Below are 14,889 nucleotides of genomic sequence, written 5' to 3' on the forward strand. Positions count from 1 at the left end.
CCTACAGGCGCTATCCCTGCAGTTCGCGCAACGTCACCGACGGCGGCGCATCCAGCACCTTGCGCGTGGCGAACAGGCCGGCACCAAGGGCTGCGAGCATGCCCAGCCCGCCACCGATGGCGGCCAGCTGCCAGTTCGCCTTCCAGGGCAGGTCGAACACCTGCGTGGCCACCACGCCCGACAACACGGACGCCGCTATCGCCGCCACCAGACCCGCCAGCAGGCCGATGGCGGCGAACTCCGAGGCCTGCGCCAACCGCAGCTGGCGGCGGCTGCCGCCGAGCACGCGCATCACGCCGCCCTCGAGCAGTCGCTCGTCCTGGCTGGCGCTCACCGCCGCCATCAACACCAGCAGGCCCGCCGCGAGCGAGAACCAGAACACCACCTGCACCACCTGCGAGACCTGCTCGGCCGTGCTGCGCACCTGGTTGAGCACCGCCTCCACGTCGATCACCGACAGGTTGGGGAACTGGTCGACCAGCTCGCGCGTGAAGGCAGCATCTCCCGACGGCACGCTGACGGCGGTGATGTAGCTGGCGGAGTAGCCATCGAGCGCACCCGGCGAGGCGACAACGAAGAAGTTCGGACGGAAGCTTTCCCAGTCCACGCTGCGCAGGCTGGTGACGCGGCCCTCGAAGCGCTGGCCGGCGATATCGAACGCCACCCGGTCACCGACCTTCCATCCCAACGCCTCGGCGAACTCCTCCTCCACCGACAACTCCGGTGACGACGGTGTGCGTCCGGTCCAGAACTCGCCGGCCGTCACCTTGTTGTCGTCACGCAGTGTCGTCGCCATCGACAGGTTGAACTCGCGCTCGGCGCGGCGCTGCGTGCGCTCGTCAGCCTCTTCGTAGTCTGCGCCACTGCTCGGCTTGCCGTTGAGTTCGACCAGCCGGCCACGGATCATCGGATACAGGTCCACCGCCGAGAGCCCGCGCGTCTGCATGAAGGTCTTCACCGGATCCACCTGGTCCGGCTGCACGTTGATGATGAAGCGGTTGGGCGCATTGGCTGACAGCGCGAGCTGCCAGCGATCCAGCAGGTCGGTGCGCACGAAGGTCAGCAACAACAGTGCCATCAGGCCGAGGCCGAGCGCCGACACCTGCGCGATCGACGTTCCCGCCCGGCGGCTGACATTGGCCAAGCCGTAACGCAGGCTGCCGCGTAGCCGCGAACGCAGGCGACGCACCAGCAGGATCATCGCCCAGGCCAGCAGCGAGAGCACGGCGAGCGTACTGACGATGCCGACCAGCATCGCCGTGCCCAAGGCGGGCGAGCCGGCCTTCCACCACAGCAGCGCGCCCAGACCGACGAAGCCGGTCAGCGCGACCAGCCATGCGCTCGGTTCGGTACGGTCGAGATCGCGCCTCAACACGCGCAATGCCGGCACCCGACGCAGCGCCAGCACCGGCGGCGCACCGAACGCGAGCAGCACGATCATGCCCACGCCATAACCTTGCAGCGCCGGCATCAGGCCTGCTGGCGGAATGTCGATCTTCAGCGACTGCTGCAACCAGCTACCGATGCCCCATTGCAGACCGAAGGCGACCAGCACGCCCACCGTGCACGCCGCCAGACCCAACAGCACCAGTTCGCCTACGTGGATACCCACCAGCGTGCGCTGCTGGGCGCCCAGGCAGCGCATCACCGCGGTGCCGGACAGGTGCCGTTCGCTGTGCCGGCGCGCGGCCATCGCCACGGCGACCGCCGCCAGCACCACGGAGACCAGCGCGGCGAGACCGAGGAAACGACTCGCGCGATCAAGTGCGGAACGCACCTCGGGCCGTGCGTCCTGGATGGTTTCCATCCGTTGCCCACGCGCGAGTTGCGGCTTTGCGGCCGCCGTGAAGCTTTCCACCGCCGCCGCCTCGCCGGCAACGACGAGTCGGTAACGCAGCCGGCTGCCTTCCTGCACCAGATCAGTGGACGGCAGATCGGCAAGATTGAGGAAGACCTTCGGCGCGACGTTGAAATAGTCCAGCGCGGCATCCGGCTCCTGGGTGACAAGCGCGGCCAGCTTCAGCGTGCGCGTGCCGATGCCGATCCCGTCGCCGGGCTTCGCACCCAGCGTCTCCGCGCCGGCCTGGCTGATCCACACCGTGCCGGGTGCCGGAATGCCTGCAGCATCGCGTTCGACGCCACCCGCGCGATCCACCAGGCGGAAGTTGCCGCGCAGCGGGAAGCCTTCGCCCAGCGCACGCAGGTCGCCCAGCGAGAGCGATTCGCCCGCGCGTACCATGCTCTGCAGTTCATGCGTCTCGGTCACCCGCAGGCCGGGTGCCCGGGCGAGCGCACGCAGTGCGTCCGAAGGCGGGGCATCGCCGCGCACCACCACGTCGCCACCGAGCAGCCGGTTCGCCTCGATCGCCAGCGCGCGCTCCGCGCGGTCGGTGACGAAGCCGACGGAGGTCACCGCCACCACGGCGAGCACCAGCGCGGCGAACAGGATGCGGATGTCCCCCGCCACCAGGTCGCGCCGCAGCTGGCGCCAGGCCAGCGCGAGCGTCTTCATGCCGCAGAACCCTGCAGGCGACCGGCATCCAGGCGCAGGCGGCGCTGGCAGCGTTCGGCGAGATGATCGTCGTGGGTGACCAGGATCAGCGTGGTGCCTGCATCAGCGTTCAGCGCGAACAGCAGCTCGATGATGGCCTGCCCGGTATGCGTGTCGAGATTGCCGGTGGGTTCATCCGCGAACAGCAGCGAGGGCCGCGTGACGAACGCGCGCGCCAGGGCGACGCGCTGCTGCTCACCACCCGACAACTGGCGCGGATAATGGCCGAGGCGCTGGCCAAGGCCGACTTTTTCCAGGATCTGCCGGGCAGGGCCTTCCGCATCGGCGTCACCGCGCAGTTCCAGCGGCAGCATGACGTTTTCCAGCGCCGTCAACGACGGCAGCAGTTGGAAACTCTGGAAGACGAAGCCGACCTTCTCCCCGCGCACGCGCGCACGACCGTCCTCGTCCATGTCCGAAAGGCGCTCGCCATCCAGTGTCACCGTGCCGGCACTGGGCACGTCCAGGCCGGCCAGCAGCGACAGCAGCGTGCTCTTGCCGGAGCCGGATGCCCCCACGATGGCGACGGTGTCGCCATGCTCGATGCGGAAGCCGATGTCGTCGAGTATCGTCAGGGCACCGTCGGGCAGCGGCACATGCTTGCCCAAGCCCTGCACGTCGAGCACGGCATGGCGCGCAATGGGGGGGGCTTCAGTGGGGAGTCTGCTGGCGTCGGCCATGATCGTCTCGTCGGTCATTTCGTGGATCATCGGGAGCAGGGATTAAATGTTTCTTAATTTGAACAGGTATGGGGCCAGCGACGTACGCATGCAATGGGCCATGGGCTTGGCGCTGCTTCTGCTCGTCGCACTATTTGCACGTCCCGCCGCAGCGCAGAGTGCGCAGGCCGCGCCCGCGAAAGGCACGCGCACCGTCCTGGTGATGGGCGACTCGCTCTCGGCGGCATACGGCCTGGCGCCTCCGCAGGGATGGGTGTCGCTGACCGCGGACCGGATCGGCAGGACGAAGCCGGGCTGGCGCGTCGTCAACGCCAGCATCAGTGGCGAGACCACTGCAGGCGGGGCGGCGCGCATCGCGGCGGAACTGCAACGCCACAAGCCCGCCGTCGTGGTCATCGCGCTGGGCGCGAACGACGGGTTGCGGGGCCTGCCACTGGTGCAGACGCGCGCCAATCTGGAAAAGATGATCAAGGCTGCGCAGGCAGGCAAGGCGAAGGTGCTGCTGGTCGGCATGCGGATGCCGCCGAATTACGGCCCCGATTACACGCGCGGCTTCGAACAGAACTTCAGCGCGCTGGCCAAGCAGTACCGCACTGCGCTGCTGCCGTTCCTGCTGGAACCCATCGCACTGGACCGCAATGCCTACCAGGCCGACAACCTGCACCCCGTCGCCAGCGCCCAGCCGAAACTGCGCGACCACGTCTGGACGGCGCTGGAGCCGTTGCTGCGCTGAGGCGTTGCACCTACACGGCGGTAGGAATTTTCCTACGCCGATACGGGCAGTCCGCCGAATGTGATAACTGGCACATTCGCGCACAGTCCCCATGCCGGTTCCCTGCCCGGCATGCTGACTGGAGTACGCAATGCCCCGCCTGCTTTTCACCATCGCCGCCGATGCCAGCGGCTGGCAGCTGTACGAAGGCCAGTTCGGCCGTGACTGGTTCGACAACCTCGGCGACGCGCGCGAGAACGCCAAGTTGCTCGCGGCCACCCTGCACCAGCATCACGGCATCCCGACCGCCGTGGTGGTCGAGATGCCCAGCAACGAGTCCGTGCTGTTGGCACGCCACGGCTGAAACACCGCTCCGGGCGCGCGGGCGACTGCGCGCCGCTGTCCGCCCTCCGTCACCGGATGGCATGATCCGCGGCACACACCTGGAGAGAGCGCCATGGGCAAGCACGCGTTCGAAGAGTCGCTGGCGCAAGGCCGGCACCGGCAACTGGCGCAGATGGCCGGTGAGTGGGAAGGCCGCTTCCGCCTGTGGTTCACGCCGGACGAACTGGCTTGCGAGGCCCCGCAGCGGGGACGCATCCGCAGCGTGCTGGGCGGACGCTTCCTGATGCACGAGTACGAGAGCCGCTTCAACGATGAGCCCATCGAAGGCATCGTGCTGTACGGCTACCACCTGGACGATGGTCACTGGGAATCCGCCTGGGTGGAGAGTTTCGGGACGGGCACCAACATCATGTTCTCGACCGGCACCGGCAGCGCACCGAGCCCCAACGTCCTGGGCAGCTACGGCGACGGACAGGGTGGTCCGCGCTGGGGCTGGCGCACGACGCTGGAGCAACCCGACCCTGACACGCTGGTTATCACCATGTTCAACATCACCCCGCAGGGCGAGGAAATGCGGGCGGTCGAGACGCAGTACACCCGCGTCGGATAGGCAGCCGTTGCAGGGCGGTAGCGATCAGGCCGCGATATCCGACAGCTGGCGCAGCGCCTGTTCGAACACCTCCACCGGTTGCCCGCCCTGCACCAGGTGGCGGTCGTTGAAGATCACCGACGGCACCGCGCGGATGCCCTGCCGCTGGTAGAAGTGTTCGCGTTCGCGGACCTGTGCAGCGAAGGCATCCGTGTCGAGGATATGCCGCGCCGCCGCGCCATCCAGTCCGGCGGATCCCGCGATGGCGGCCAGCGTGTCGCGGTCGGACACGTTTCTTCCTTCGCCATGGTACGCATTCAGCAACGCATGCTTGAGGGCACGCTGCTGCGGGGCGCCGAGTTCGTCCGCCCAGTGCAGCAGGCGATGCGCGTCGAAGGTGTTGTAGATGCGGTCGCGCTTCTGCAGGTCGAAGACGAAGCCCAGCGCCTCGCCGCGCTGGCGCAGCGCCTCGCCGTTCTGCGCCAGCTGCTCGGGCGTCAGACCGTACTTGCGGCCAAGATGATCCGCGATGGACTCGCCTTCCGGCGCCATGTCGGGATTGAGCTCGAACGGCTGGAAGTGCAGTTCCACCTGCAGGTCGCCGCCGATGTTCGCCATGGCGCGCTCCAGCGCGGCCAGGCCAACCGCGCACCAGGGGCAGGCCACATCGGACACGAAATCGATCTTCACGGGCGTGGACATGCGCTACGCCTCACTCGCTCGCGGTGTTCTTGTAGACACGTCCCTGCTTCATCACGAAACCGACGTTTTCAAGCACCGCCACGTCCTGCAGCGGGTCGCCATCCACCGCGATCAGGTCGGCGTAGTAGCCCGGCTTGAGGACGCCGGCATCCTTCTCGATGCCGAACAGCCGCGCATTCACCACCGTCGCCGAGCGGATCGCCTGCAGGGGCGTCATGCCGAACTGCACCATGCGCGAGAACTGGCGCGCATTGAGGCCATGCGGGTAGACGCCGCCATCCGTACCGAATCCCATGACGACGCCGGCCTGGTGCGCTTTGCGGAAGTTCTCGCGCTGGGTGGCGCCCACGCGGCGTTCTTTCTCCAGCGATTCGGGCAGGAACCCGGCCTTCTCGCCCTCACCGAGGATGTACTCGGTGTTGTAGATGTCCATCACCAGTACGGTGCCGTTCTTCTTCGCCAGCGCGATGCCCTCATCGTCGATGAAGCTGGCGTGCTCGATGGAATCCACGCCGGCCAGCAGCGCATTGCGGATGCCGGTGGCGCCATGCGCGTGCGAAGCCACCTTGCGGCCCAGCGCATGCGCTTCATCCACGAGCGCTTTCAGTTCCTCCAGCGAATACTGCGGCGCACCGACCTCGGTGCCCTTGGACAGCACCCCGCCGGTGGAACAGGTCTTGATGAAGTCGGCGCCGAACTTGACGTTCTGCCGCACCTTCTGCCGCGCGGCCCACGGGCCGTCGGCCACGCCCTCGCCTACGGCCTTGTACTCGGCCGGCAGCAGGTTGTTGTCGCTGCAGTGTCCGCCGGTGATGCCGATGGACACGCCGCCCGCGAGGATGCGCGGACCTTCGACTTCCCCCGCCGCGATCGCATCGCGCAGCGCCACGTCGGCGTAGCCGGGCGAGCCGGGCACGCGCACGGTGGTGAAGCCGGCGAGCAGCGTGGTGCGCGCGTTCTTCGCGCCCTTGATCGCAGCGGCGGGCAGCGAGATGGCCAGGCGGCGATAGCCCTGCAGGTCGGCGTCGCCATGCAGGTGGACGTGCGCGTCCATCAGACCGGGCAGCACGGTCTTCGTCGACAGGTCATGGACCGTCGCACCGGCCGGTACCGGCGTGCTCGCGACAGAGCCGATGGCGGTGATGCGCGTGTCCTCGATGACGATGGCCTGGTCGGCCAGCAGGCGACCGGATTCGACATCGAGCAGGCGGCCGGCCTTGACATAGGTGGTGGCCGCGAGCGCGGGCACAGCGGTGGAAAGCAAGGCGGCAATGGCCAGCAGGGAAAGGCGGCGCATCGGGGCTCCAGTGGAAGATGATCGCGCGACTGTAGCAAGCCAGCCCTGTAGGAGCGACGTAAGTCGCGACCGCAGATGCCGAGGCGACAACCATGCTTGACCCGCCAGCAACGGCGGGTCGCGAGGATACGGTCGCGACTTACGTCGCTCCTACAGGGTGTTTCGGCGCGCGGCGGACCGGGTGGCCCAGCCCGCGAGGGGCCGGTGCTTCAGACCGGCGTGGGATTGCGGTACGCGAAGCCGGCCTGGTGCCAGTACGGATACGGTTTGGGTCGGTGACTGGCGGCATCCAGCTTCGCCACCTGGTCCGGGGTGAGATTCCAGCCGACCGCACCCAGGTTCTGCTTCAGCTGTTCCTCGTTGCGCGCGCCAATCACCACCGTGCTGACCGTGGGGCGTTGCAGCAGCCAGTTCAGCGCGACCTGCGGAATCGACCTGCCGGTTTCCTGCGCGACTTCGTCCAGCGCATCGACCACGTCGTACAGGTATTCGAGGTCGACCTGCGGGCCGGCGTCGTTCGCCGTCTGCGACTGCAGGCGGCTGTTCTCGGGAAGCGGCTGGCCACGCCGGATCTTGCCGGTCAGACGGCCCCAGCCCAGCGGACTCCACACCACCGCACCGACGCCCTGGTCGGCGGCCAGCGGCATCAGCTCCCATTCGTAGTCGCGGCCGACCAGCGAGTAGTACGCCTGGTGCGCGACGTAACGCGACCAACCGTGGCGGTCGGCGGCGGCCAGCGACTTCATCAGGTGCCAGCCGGAGAAATTGGACACGCCCAGATAGCGGATCTTGCCCGCCTTCACCAGCGTATCGAGCGTGGACAGCACTTCCTCCACCGGCGGACGCGCATCGAAGCCGTGCAGCTGGAACAGGTCGATGTAGTCGGTGCCCAGGCGCTTGAGCGCGGCATCGACGGCGTTGATCAGGTGATGGCGCGAGGAACCGACCTGGTTCTCGCCGTCGCCGAAGCGGAAGGTGGCCTTGGTGGAGATGATCAGCGCATCACGCGGCCTGCCCTTGATGGCTTCGCCGAGGATCTCCTCCGCAGCGCCCTTCGAATAGACGTCGGCGCTGTCGAACATGTTCAAGCCCGCATCGAGGCAGACATCGACCAGTCGGCGCGCCTCGGCCACGTCGGTGCTGCCCCAGGCACTGAACAACGCGCCCTGGCCACCGAAGGTGCCGGTGCCGAAGGAGAGGACGGGAACGCGGAAGCCGGACGCGCCGAGGTAACGGTATTCCATGAGCGGATGCTCCAGAAGCGGGGGAGTGCGCCATTGCACTCCCCTGCCGCGACAGCGGCAACCCCTGGCGGTGGAAAACTCCGTTGCCTGCCGACGAAAACTCAGTTGGGGCTGGCCGCCGGGCGCACGATGATCTCGCTGACGTCCACGTCGTCGGGCTGCTCCACCGCGTAGGCGATGGCGCGCGCGATGGCCTCGGCGGGAATCGAGACCTGGCGGAAGTCCTCCAGCCACGCCTTGATCCCGGCATCGCTGGTGGTCTCCGCCAGTTCGCTGGTGGTCACGCCCGGCGACACCACCGTGACGCGCAGGTTCTCGTGTTCCTGCCGCAGGCCTTCGGAGATGGCCAGCACCGCGTGCTTGGTGGCGCAGTAGACCGAGGCGCTGGGCCATACGCGGTGACCCGCGGTGGAGGCGATGTTGATGACCTGTCCGCCACCCTGCGCCTGCATCACCGGCAGCGCCGCGGCGATCCCGTGCAGCACGCCGCGGATGTTGACGTCGATCATCTGGTTCCATTCGTCGATCTTCAGCGCGGCCAGCGGCGACAGCGGCATGACGCCGGCATTGTTGACGATGACGTCGAGACGGCCGAACTGCGCGCGGGCGAAATCGACGAACGCCTGCATGTCGTCCAGGCGGGTGACGTCGAGCGCGCGCTGGCGGGCGGTGCCGCCTTCGGCTTCGATGCCGGCGACCAGCTGTTCGAGCCGGTCGGTACGGCGCGCGCCGAGGACGACGCGGGCGCCACGGCGCGCGAGTTCACGCGCGGCGGCTTCGCCGATGCCGCTGCTGGCACCCGTGATGGCGATGACTTTTCCTTCGATTCCGGACATGGAGCACCTCGTTGGGGGGAAGCACGGCGCGGGCTGCGCCGGAGCGGAGCGCAGTCTGTTCCTCCCGGCCGGGATTTCGATATCCGGTTCCTCCGCGATCATTGCCTGATCCTGCGGAGGCCGCCCGCACCCCATTCCCTCCCCCGGCCCGTTGCGTAGACTCGTTTCCACTCCCCACGCACGTTCCACAGGCCTTCCCATGCCCGAAGCCGCCCCACTACTCGATGACCGCGTCCGCGAACTGGCCGGCCTGATTGAACGATCCACCGGCAACGACGGACTCCACGCCACGGCGATCCCCGCGCTGCAGTTCTCCCGCCTGAGCGCGCCCATGCCGCTGCCGATGCGCGGCGTGCAGGAAGCCGCACTGTGCCTGATCGTGCAGGGTGCCAAGCGGGCGATCCTTGCCGACGAGGTGTACGAGTACGACGCCAGCCGTTTCGTGGTGGCCTCGGTGGATCTGCCCGTGACCGGCCAGGTCACCCGGGCATCGTCCGAAGCACCCTACCTGTGCCTGGTGCTGAAACTCTCGCCGGCCACCATCGCCGAGATGGTCACCGAAGCGGAATCCGCGAAGACACCGTTGCCTCCACCTTCGCGAGGCCTGTTCCTGCAGCCCAGCAGCGTGGAGATGCTGGATGCGGCCATCCGCCTGGTGAAGCTGCTCGACACACCGCAGGACATCGCGCTGCTGGCGCCGCTGGTGCAGCGGGAGATCCTCTACCGCGTGCTGTGCAGTCCGCAGGGCGCCATGCTGCGCCATATCGGCATCGCCGACAGCCAGGGCCAGCGCGTGGCGAAGGCGATCCACTGGTTGCGGCAGCACTACGCGCAACCGCTGCGCATCGACCACATCGCCCGCGAAGTGCACATGAGCGCCTCCGCCCTGCACCACCACTTCAAGGCGGTCACCGCGATGAGCCCGCTGCAGTACCAGAAGCAGCTGCGCCTGCAGGAGGCCCGCCGCCTGATGCTGAGCGAAGTGATGGATGCCGCCAGCGCCGGCCATCGCGTGGGCTACGAGAGCCCGTCCCAGTTCAGCCGCGAATACAGCCGCATGTTCGGCGCACCGCCGGTCCGCGACGTGGAGCGCCTGCGCAACCTTTGACGGGCGTGGAAACAGCGGCTGAACGCCGCCGCGACAGACCCGGCTCCGACGTTGCCGCACCCCCGGGAGCAGGCGCACACTCAAATGTGACACCTACCGAGGAACGGCCATGAAGACGCCCGCCCTGTTGCTCATCGCCATCGTCGCACTGGCGACCGCCGTGCCCGGCATGGCACGCCAGAAGAACGTCACCGATCCCGGCATTCCGCGCAGCCTGCCAACCGAAGGCGGCGCTGTCAGCGTGAGCTGGACCGATCCCGCACAGTTCAGCGAGATCAAGTACAGCGGCAGCCGCTGGGAATCGGAGCGCGGCACCTGGGTCACCGACCTGGCGAAGTATCTCCGTGACGAAGCCGGCCAGCAGCTCGCCCGCGGCCAGACCCTGGACATCGTGATCACCGACATCGACCGTGCAGGCCGTTACGAGCCATCGGCGCGATCGGCCATGAACGACATCCGCATCGTCAAGGACATCTACCCGCCGCGCATCGCGCTGAGCTTCAGCGTGAAGGGGCCGGATGGCCAGGTCATCGCCGAAGGCGAGCGCAAGCTGGTCGACCACGGGTTCCTGATGGGTCCCAACCTCAACAACAACGACACCCTGCGCTACGAGAAGCGGCTGATCGACGACTGGCTGCGCAAGGAGTTCCGGAGCGGCCAGGCCGTCACTGCCACACCCTGACCCCGCGTCATCGCATCCGGGCCCTGCGTCCAACCACGCGGGGCCCGTGCGTTTCAGGCCTCCGGTTCGTGCGGATACACCGCCGCTACCGAACATTGCACGCGCATGCCCATGCGCCCTGACCGTCGCGGATCGTCCGCGAACACGAAACCCGGATCCCCGGCGTCAAAGACGCTGCCACCCCCGCTGTCCTGGGCGATCACGCGATCACCGGGATTGCCGCAGATCAGGCCGATGCCCACGCCGGACCGGAAGACGATGGCCGGTGCCGAATCCAGGTCGGGACACGTCTGCGCCAGTTCCACGCGGTAGTAGCGATGACCGCCGGAGCGGCGCGGCGAGAGTTCCACCAGCATGCCCTTGCTGTCCTCCGACCATGCACGCAGGTAGCGCGGATTGAAGCAGAAACTTGGCGAGCCCGCGAAACCCTTGCGCTGCGGTGCCCGCACCTGCACGGTCTCCAGCGTCTTCACGTCGTCGTCCGCGCTCCGGATGGACGCCTCGCGCGCCATCGCGGCGTAGGCACGCGCATCGATCCGCTCCACCCCGGCCACGGCACAGACCGACGCACCGATGCGGACGAGCTCGCCACCCGCACCGCAGACCCAGCCCTCGCGGGCGAGCAGCACGGCGCTCGCTTCGCCTGCACCCGGGCAATCTTCGCCCAGCGTGATGCGGAAGCGCTGGCCATCCTGGCCCTGCACCGCAAGCTGGCGGGACGAGGCCTGCCGCACTTCGGCCATCTGGCGCGCATCGAGGCAGCCGGGGGCGGGCGGCACTCGCTGCGCCAGGACCGGCGTCGCCGCCACCAGGAGCAGCAGCGCCCACCCGGGCAGTGAACAAGACAAGCGCATCCGTGCCTACCTCCCTGAAACCGATCCGGATGGTAACCCAGGGTTGCAGCATGACGATGGCGGCACCATATCGGGGCCATCTTCCCGCGGAGTTCCCATCATGACGATCTTCGACCTGACGCCCCCCACCGACGCGCAACGCGAGCGCCTGATAGCGGACCTGAGTGATGAAGAGCGCCGCGTGCTGCTGAACCATGGAACCGAGGCGCCGTTCTGCGGCGTGTTCCTCGACAACAAGCAGGACGGCGTCTACACCTGCCGGCTGTGCGGGCTGCCGCTGTTCCGCTCGAGCGCGAAGTTCGATTCCGGCACCGGCTGGCCGAGCTTCTTCCAGCCCGTGGACGAGGCGCATGTCGGCCGTATCCGCGACAGCAGCTACGGCATGGTCCGCACCGAGATCGTCTGCGCACGCTGCCACAGCCACCTGGGCCACGTGTTTCCCGATGGCCCGCCGCCGACCGGCGAGCGCCACTGCCTGAATTCGGCGTCGCTGGCATTCACGCCCAACGGCGACGCGTTGCCCGACCTGCTCCAGCGTGGCGGCGCGGAAGCGCAGCCCGCCGGATAGGCGCCCGTCGCCTGTCACAAGACCGGCACATGACGGCGGTAGCCTGACCGTCACCCAACCGTCTCCCGGCTGCCGCACGGGTGCAACACATGCCGCTGTCCGCCGCTCCCGAAGCGCCCGCATCGCCGTTTGCCGGACTGCCCGGCGCGCTCTGGCTCTATCGTTTCGATGCCGACGGCCAGGCACGGGTACTGGACGCGGCCAAGTGCGGGCTCGACACGCTGCATGCCCCTGCCGATGGCTGGCATTGGTTGCACCTGGACCTCAGCGATGCACGCAGCGCGCAGGTGGTCGCGATGCTGCCGATCCCCGACGACGCGCGCGCCGCGTTGCTGTCGCCCGATACCCACGTCAACCTGCAACTGGAAGACGATGCCGCGCACGGCGTATTCGTCGACTGGGTGCACCAGCGTGGCGTCGACCTCGCGGCCGAAGGCCAGCTGCGTGGCGATGACGGCATCGGTTGGCTGCACTTCGCCGCGACGCCCGGCCTGCTGGTCACCGCACGGCGGCAGGCACTGCGCTCGGTCGAGGCAGCGCGCCGCGGCATGGCGGGCGGTCTGCGCGCCGGCTCCACGGTACGGTTGCTCGAAGTGATCGCCGACCATTTCGCCGACACGGTGGAGCGCAGCAGCGACAGCCTCTCCGTGCGACTGGACCGCATCGAGGACCGCGTGCTGGCCGACAGCATCGGCGAAGAACGCCGCGACCTGGCGCAGCTGCGCCACCAGACAGTCCGCCTGCACCGCCCGCTCACCGCCATGCGGCGCGTGCTCAAGCAGTTCGAGCAGCGTCATCCCGCCGATGCCGAGCACGAACTTCTGTCTGCCGTCTCGCGTCTCAACCAGCGCTTCGACGACCTCGATGGCGATGTGGGCACGCTGCAGGAACGCGCGCGCCTATTGCAGGACGAAGTAGCCGCGAAGCTGGCCGAACGCACCAACCGCCACCTGTACGTGCTCTCGATGATCACGGCGTTGCTGCTGCCGCCCAGCCTGGTGGCCGGCATCTTCGGCATGAACCTGCCCGGCCTTCCGTTCGCGCACGGCACGCATGGCCTTGCGTTCGCGCTGCTGCTCGGCGTGGCGTCCAGCGTGGCGGTCTATCTGATGTTGCGGCGCATGGGCGTGGCGCGTTCGACCTGAGCACGCATGGGAGGGGCTGAAGCCCCTCCCACACGGGTATCCTAGCGGCCTGATGACGCTGCCCCTCCGTACCGCCACCCGCTATGTCACCCCGCTGCGCGAAGGCGGTTCGATGCCGGCCGTGGTCGAGGCCGACGACGACGGCCTCTACGTGCTCAAGTTCCGCGGTGCCGGCCAGGGACCCAAGGCGCTGGTCGCCGAACTGATCGCCGGCGGCCTGGCGAAAGCGCTGCAGTTGCCGATGCCGGACCTGGCGCTGATGGAACTGGATGCCGACCTGGCGCGCACCGAAGGCGACCCTGAGATACAGGACCTGATCAAGGCCAGCGCCGGGCTCAACCTGGCCATGGACTACCTGCCAGGCGCGGTGAACTTCGATCCCGTGGCCGAACAGCCGGATGCGGACCTTGCCTCGCGGATCGTCTGGTTCGATGCCTTCATCAGCAACGTCGACCGTACGGCACGCAACACCAACCTGCTGATGTGGCACCGGCGGCTGTACCTGATCGACCACGGGGCGTCGCTGTACTTCCACCACGGCTGGGACGGCGACGTGTCGGGCGCCGGCAAGCCCTTCCCGCTGATCCGCGACCACGTGCTGCTGCGCTGGGCCTCGCGCCTGGCGGACATCGATGCGGCCATGGCGGAGCGCCTGCCGGATGCCGTGATGGCGGGGATCGTCGCGGAGGTCCCCGACGCCTGGCTGCAGGGACCGGACAGCTTCGGCGATCCGCCGGCACAGCGCGCGGCCTACACCGACTACCTGATCCGACGTCTGGCACAGCGGGACGCGTTCGTGCAGGGGGCGATCCATGCGCGCGCATGACACCTACGACTACGCGGTGATCCGCGTGGTACCGCGCGTGGAACGCGAAGAGTTCATCAACGTCGGCATCATCCTGTCGTGCGAACGCGCGGGGTTCCTGGAAGCACGCATCGAACTGGACGAAGCTCGCCTGCAGGCCCTCGACCCCACGCTGGACATCGAATCGCTGCGCCGCCACCTGGACACCATTCCCGCCATCTGCCGCGGCGGCGAAGCGGCCGCGCCGATCGGGCTGCTGCCGGCGCGCGCGCGCTTCCACTGGCTCACGGCGAAACGGAGTTCGATCATCCAGACCTCATCGGTGCACATGGGCCGTTGCGGCGATCTTCCCGCAACGCTGGAGCATCTGATGGATCGCATGGTGCGGCCGCCGAAGGCGACCGCGCCGCGATGAGCGTCTACGTGGATGACGCCGTCACCCTGTGGCGCGGTTGTCGCTGGGCACACATGATGGCCGACACGCTGGAAGAGCTGCATGCGATGGCGGAACGTTTGGGGATGCCGCGCCGCGCCTTCCAGGACAAGCGCAGCGGGGCGCATTACGACCTGACCGAAGAACTGCGCGAAGAAGCATTGCGGCTCGGCGCTATTGCCATTTCCCGCCACCGCGACCGCGAACAGGTCCGCGCGATCATCCGTCTCGCGCGTTCGCAGTGGAGCGGCGCGGCGGACGGAGAACGCTTCCTGTAAGGGGCTTCAGCCCCGACCGCACCTCTGCTGAAGCCCACCCCATGCAGGCGCCGGGCAGAA

17 protein-coding genes are annotated in these 14,889 nt (G+C 68.1%); 10 read left to right on the top strand and 7 right to left on the bottom strand.

Annotated features, from left to right (window positions below; genetic code table 11):
- Positions 1–10: 10 nt before the first annotated feature.
- Positions 11–2,512, bottom strand: coding sequence for an ABC transporter permease (locus AC3DET_RS18330; protein ID WP_488392546.1), 2,502 nt, complete (start codon positions 2,510–2,512; stop codon positions 11–13).
- The gene (locus AC3DET_RS18335) at positions 2,509–3,249 is read right to left on the bottom strand and encodes an ABC transporter ATP-binding protein (RefSeq protein ID WP_488392547.1); all 741 of its coding nucleotides are present in this window, start codon (positions 3,247–3,249) and stop codon (positions 2,509–2,511) included. The genes AC3DET_RS18330 and AC3DET_RS18335 overlap by 4 nt, the downstream gene beginning before the upstream one ends.
- 70 nt (positions 3,250–3,319) lie before the next feature.
- Here AC3DET_RS18335 and AC3DET_RS18340 point away from each other — a divergent pair, with 70 nt between their 5' ends.
- From AC3DET_RS18340 to AC3DET_RS18350, 3 genes are all read left to right on the top strand, one after another.
- Entirely contained in the window at positions 3,320–3,964 is a 645-nt protein-coding gene (locus AC3DET_RS18340; protein WP_488392548.1) for an arylesterase, read from the top strand.
- A gap of 130 nt (positions 3,965–4,094) precedes the next feature.
- Positions 4,095–4,307 (top strand): hypothetical protein, encoded by a 213-nt coding sequence (locus tag AC3DET_RS18345; protein ID WP_142126021.1) that lies wholly within the window; start codon positions 4,095–4,097, stop codon positions 4,305–4,307.
- Between the two features lie 93 nt (positions 4,308–4,400).
- Positions 4,401–4,898 carry a DUF1579 domain-containing protein gene (locus tag AC3DET_RS18350; RefSeq protein ID WP_488392549.1) on the top strand — a complete coding sequence of 166 codons (498 nt, stop codon included), beginning with the start codon at positions 4,401–4,403 and terminating at the stop codon, positions 4,896–4,898.
- 24 nt (positions 4,899–4,922) lie between these two features.
- Here the strand turns inward: AC3DET_RS18350 and AC3DET_RS18355 are convergent, their stop codons facing one another.
- The 4 genes from AC3DET_RS18355 to AC3DET_RS18370 all read right to left on the bottom strand — a co-directional run bounded on the left by AC3DET_RS18355 (position 4,923) and on the right by AC3DET_RS18370 (position 8,956).
- Complete coding sequence (locus tag AC3DET_RS18355) at positions 4,923–5,579, bottom strand: DsbA family oxidoreductase (protein ID WP_488392550.1); 657 nt, start codon at positions 5,577–5,579, stop codon at positions 4,923–4,925.
- A 10-nt stretch (positions 5,580–5,589) separates the two neighbouring features.
- Positions 5,590–6,876 carry a Xaa-Pro dipeptidase gene (locus tag AC3DET_RS18360; RefSeq protein ID WP_488392551.1) on the bottom strand — a complete coding sequence of 429 codons (1,287 nt, stop codon included), beginning with the start codon at positions 6,874–6,876 and terminating at the stop codon, positions 5,590–5,592.
- Positions 6,877–7,085: 209 nt separating this feature from the next.
- Complete coding sequence (locus AC3DET_RS18365) at positions 7,086–8,120, bottom strand: aldo/keto reductase (protein WP_488392552.1); 1,035 nt, start codon at positions 8,118–8,120, stop codon at positions 7,086–7,088.
- Positions 8,121–8,221: 101 nt separating this feature from the next.
- Complete coding sequence (locus tag AC3DET_RS18370) at positions 8,222–8,956, bottom strand: SDR family oxidoreductase (protein ID WP_488392553.1); 735 nt, start codon at positions 8,954–8,956, stop codon at positions 8,222–8,224.
- A 199-nt stretch (positions 8,957–9,155) separates the two neighbouring features.
- Between AC3DET_RS18370 and AC3DET_RS18375 the strand changes: the two genes are divergently transcribed.
- Entirely contained in the window at positions 9,156–10,064 is a 909-nt protein-coding gene (locus AC3DET_RS18375) for an AraC family transcriptional regulator (RefSeq protein WP_337732617.1), read from the top strand.
- Positions 10,065–10,173: 109 nt separating this feature from the next.
- A complete protein-coding gene (locus AC3DET_RS18380) occupies positions 10,174–10,746 on the top strand; it encodes a DUF3016 domain-containing protein (RefSeq protein WP_488392554.1) in 573 nt (190 codons plus the stop codon).
- Positions 10,747–10,799: 53 nt separating this feature from the next.
- Here AC3DET_RS18380 and AC3DET_RS18385 read toward each other — a convergent pair whose 3' ends face one another.
- Positions 10,800–11,594: a hypothetical protein gene (locus AC3DET_RS18385; RefSeq protein WP_488392555.1), complete on the bottom strand. Its 795-nt coding sequence runs from the start codon at positions 11,592–11,594 to the stop codon at positions 10,800–10,802.
- 106 nt (positions 11,595–11,700) lie between these two features.
- On the opposite strand from AC3DET_RS18385, the gene msrB reads away from it, so the two are divergent.
- From msrB to AC3DET_RS18410, 5 genes are all read left to right on the top strand, one after another.
- On the top strand, positions 11,701–12,168 hold the full coding sequence (gene msrB, locus AC3DET_RS18390) for a peptide-methionine (R)-S-oxide reductase MsrB (RefSeq protein WP_192202902.1): 468 nt from the start codon (positions 11,701–11,703) through the stop codon (positions 12,166–12,168).
- Between the two features lie 89 nt (positions 12,169–12,257).
- Positions 12,258–13,313, top strand: coding sequence for a CorA family divalent cation transporter (locus tag AC3DET_RS18395; RefSeq protein WP_488392556.1), 1,056 nt, complete (start codon positions 12,258–12,260; stop codon positions 13,311–13,313).
- A 52-nt stretch (positions 13,314–13,365) separates the two neighbouring features.
- Positions 13,366–14,139: a HipA family kinase gene (locus AC3DET_RS18400; RefSeq protein WP_337732622.1), complete on the top strand. Its 774-nt coding sequence runs from the start codon at positions 13,366–13,368 to the stop codon at positions 14,137–14,139.
- Complete coding sequence (locus AC3DET_RS18405) at positions 14,126–14,533, top strand: DUF3037 domain-containing protein (RefSeq protein WP_488392557.1); 408 nt, start codon at positions 14,126–14,128, stop codon at positions 14,531–14,533. Before AC3DET_RS18400 ends, AC3DET_RS18405 begins: the two co-directional genes overlap by 14 nt.
- Entirely contained in the window at positions 14,530–14,829 is a 300-nt protein-coding gene (locus AC3DET_RS18410) for a DUF4031 domain-containing protein (RefSeq protein WP_488392558.1), read from the top strand. The genes AC3DET_RS18405 and AC3DET_RS18410 overlap by 4 nt, the downstream gene beginning before the upstream one ends.
- The last annotated feature ends 60 nt before the right edge of the window (positions 14,830–14,889 follow it).

Source organism: Pseudoxanthomonas sp. 97-1-1 (genome assembly GCF_057773125.1).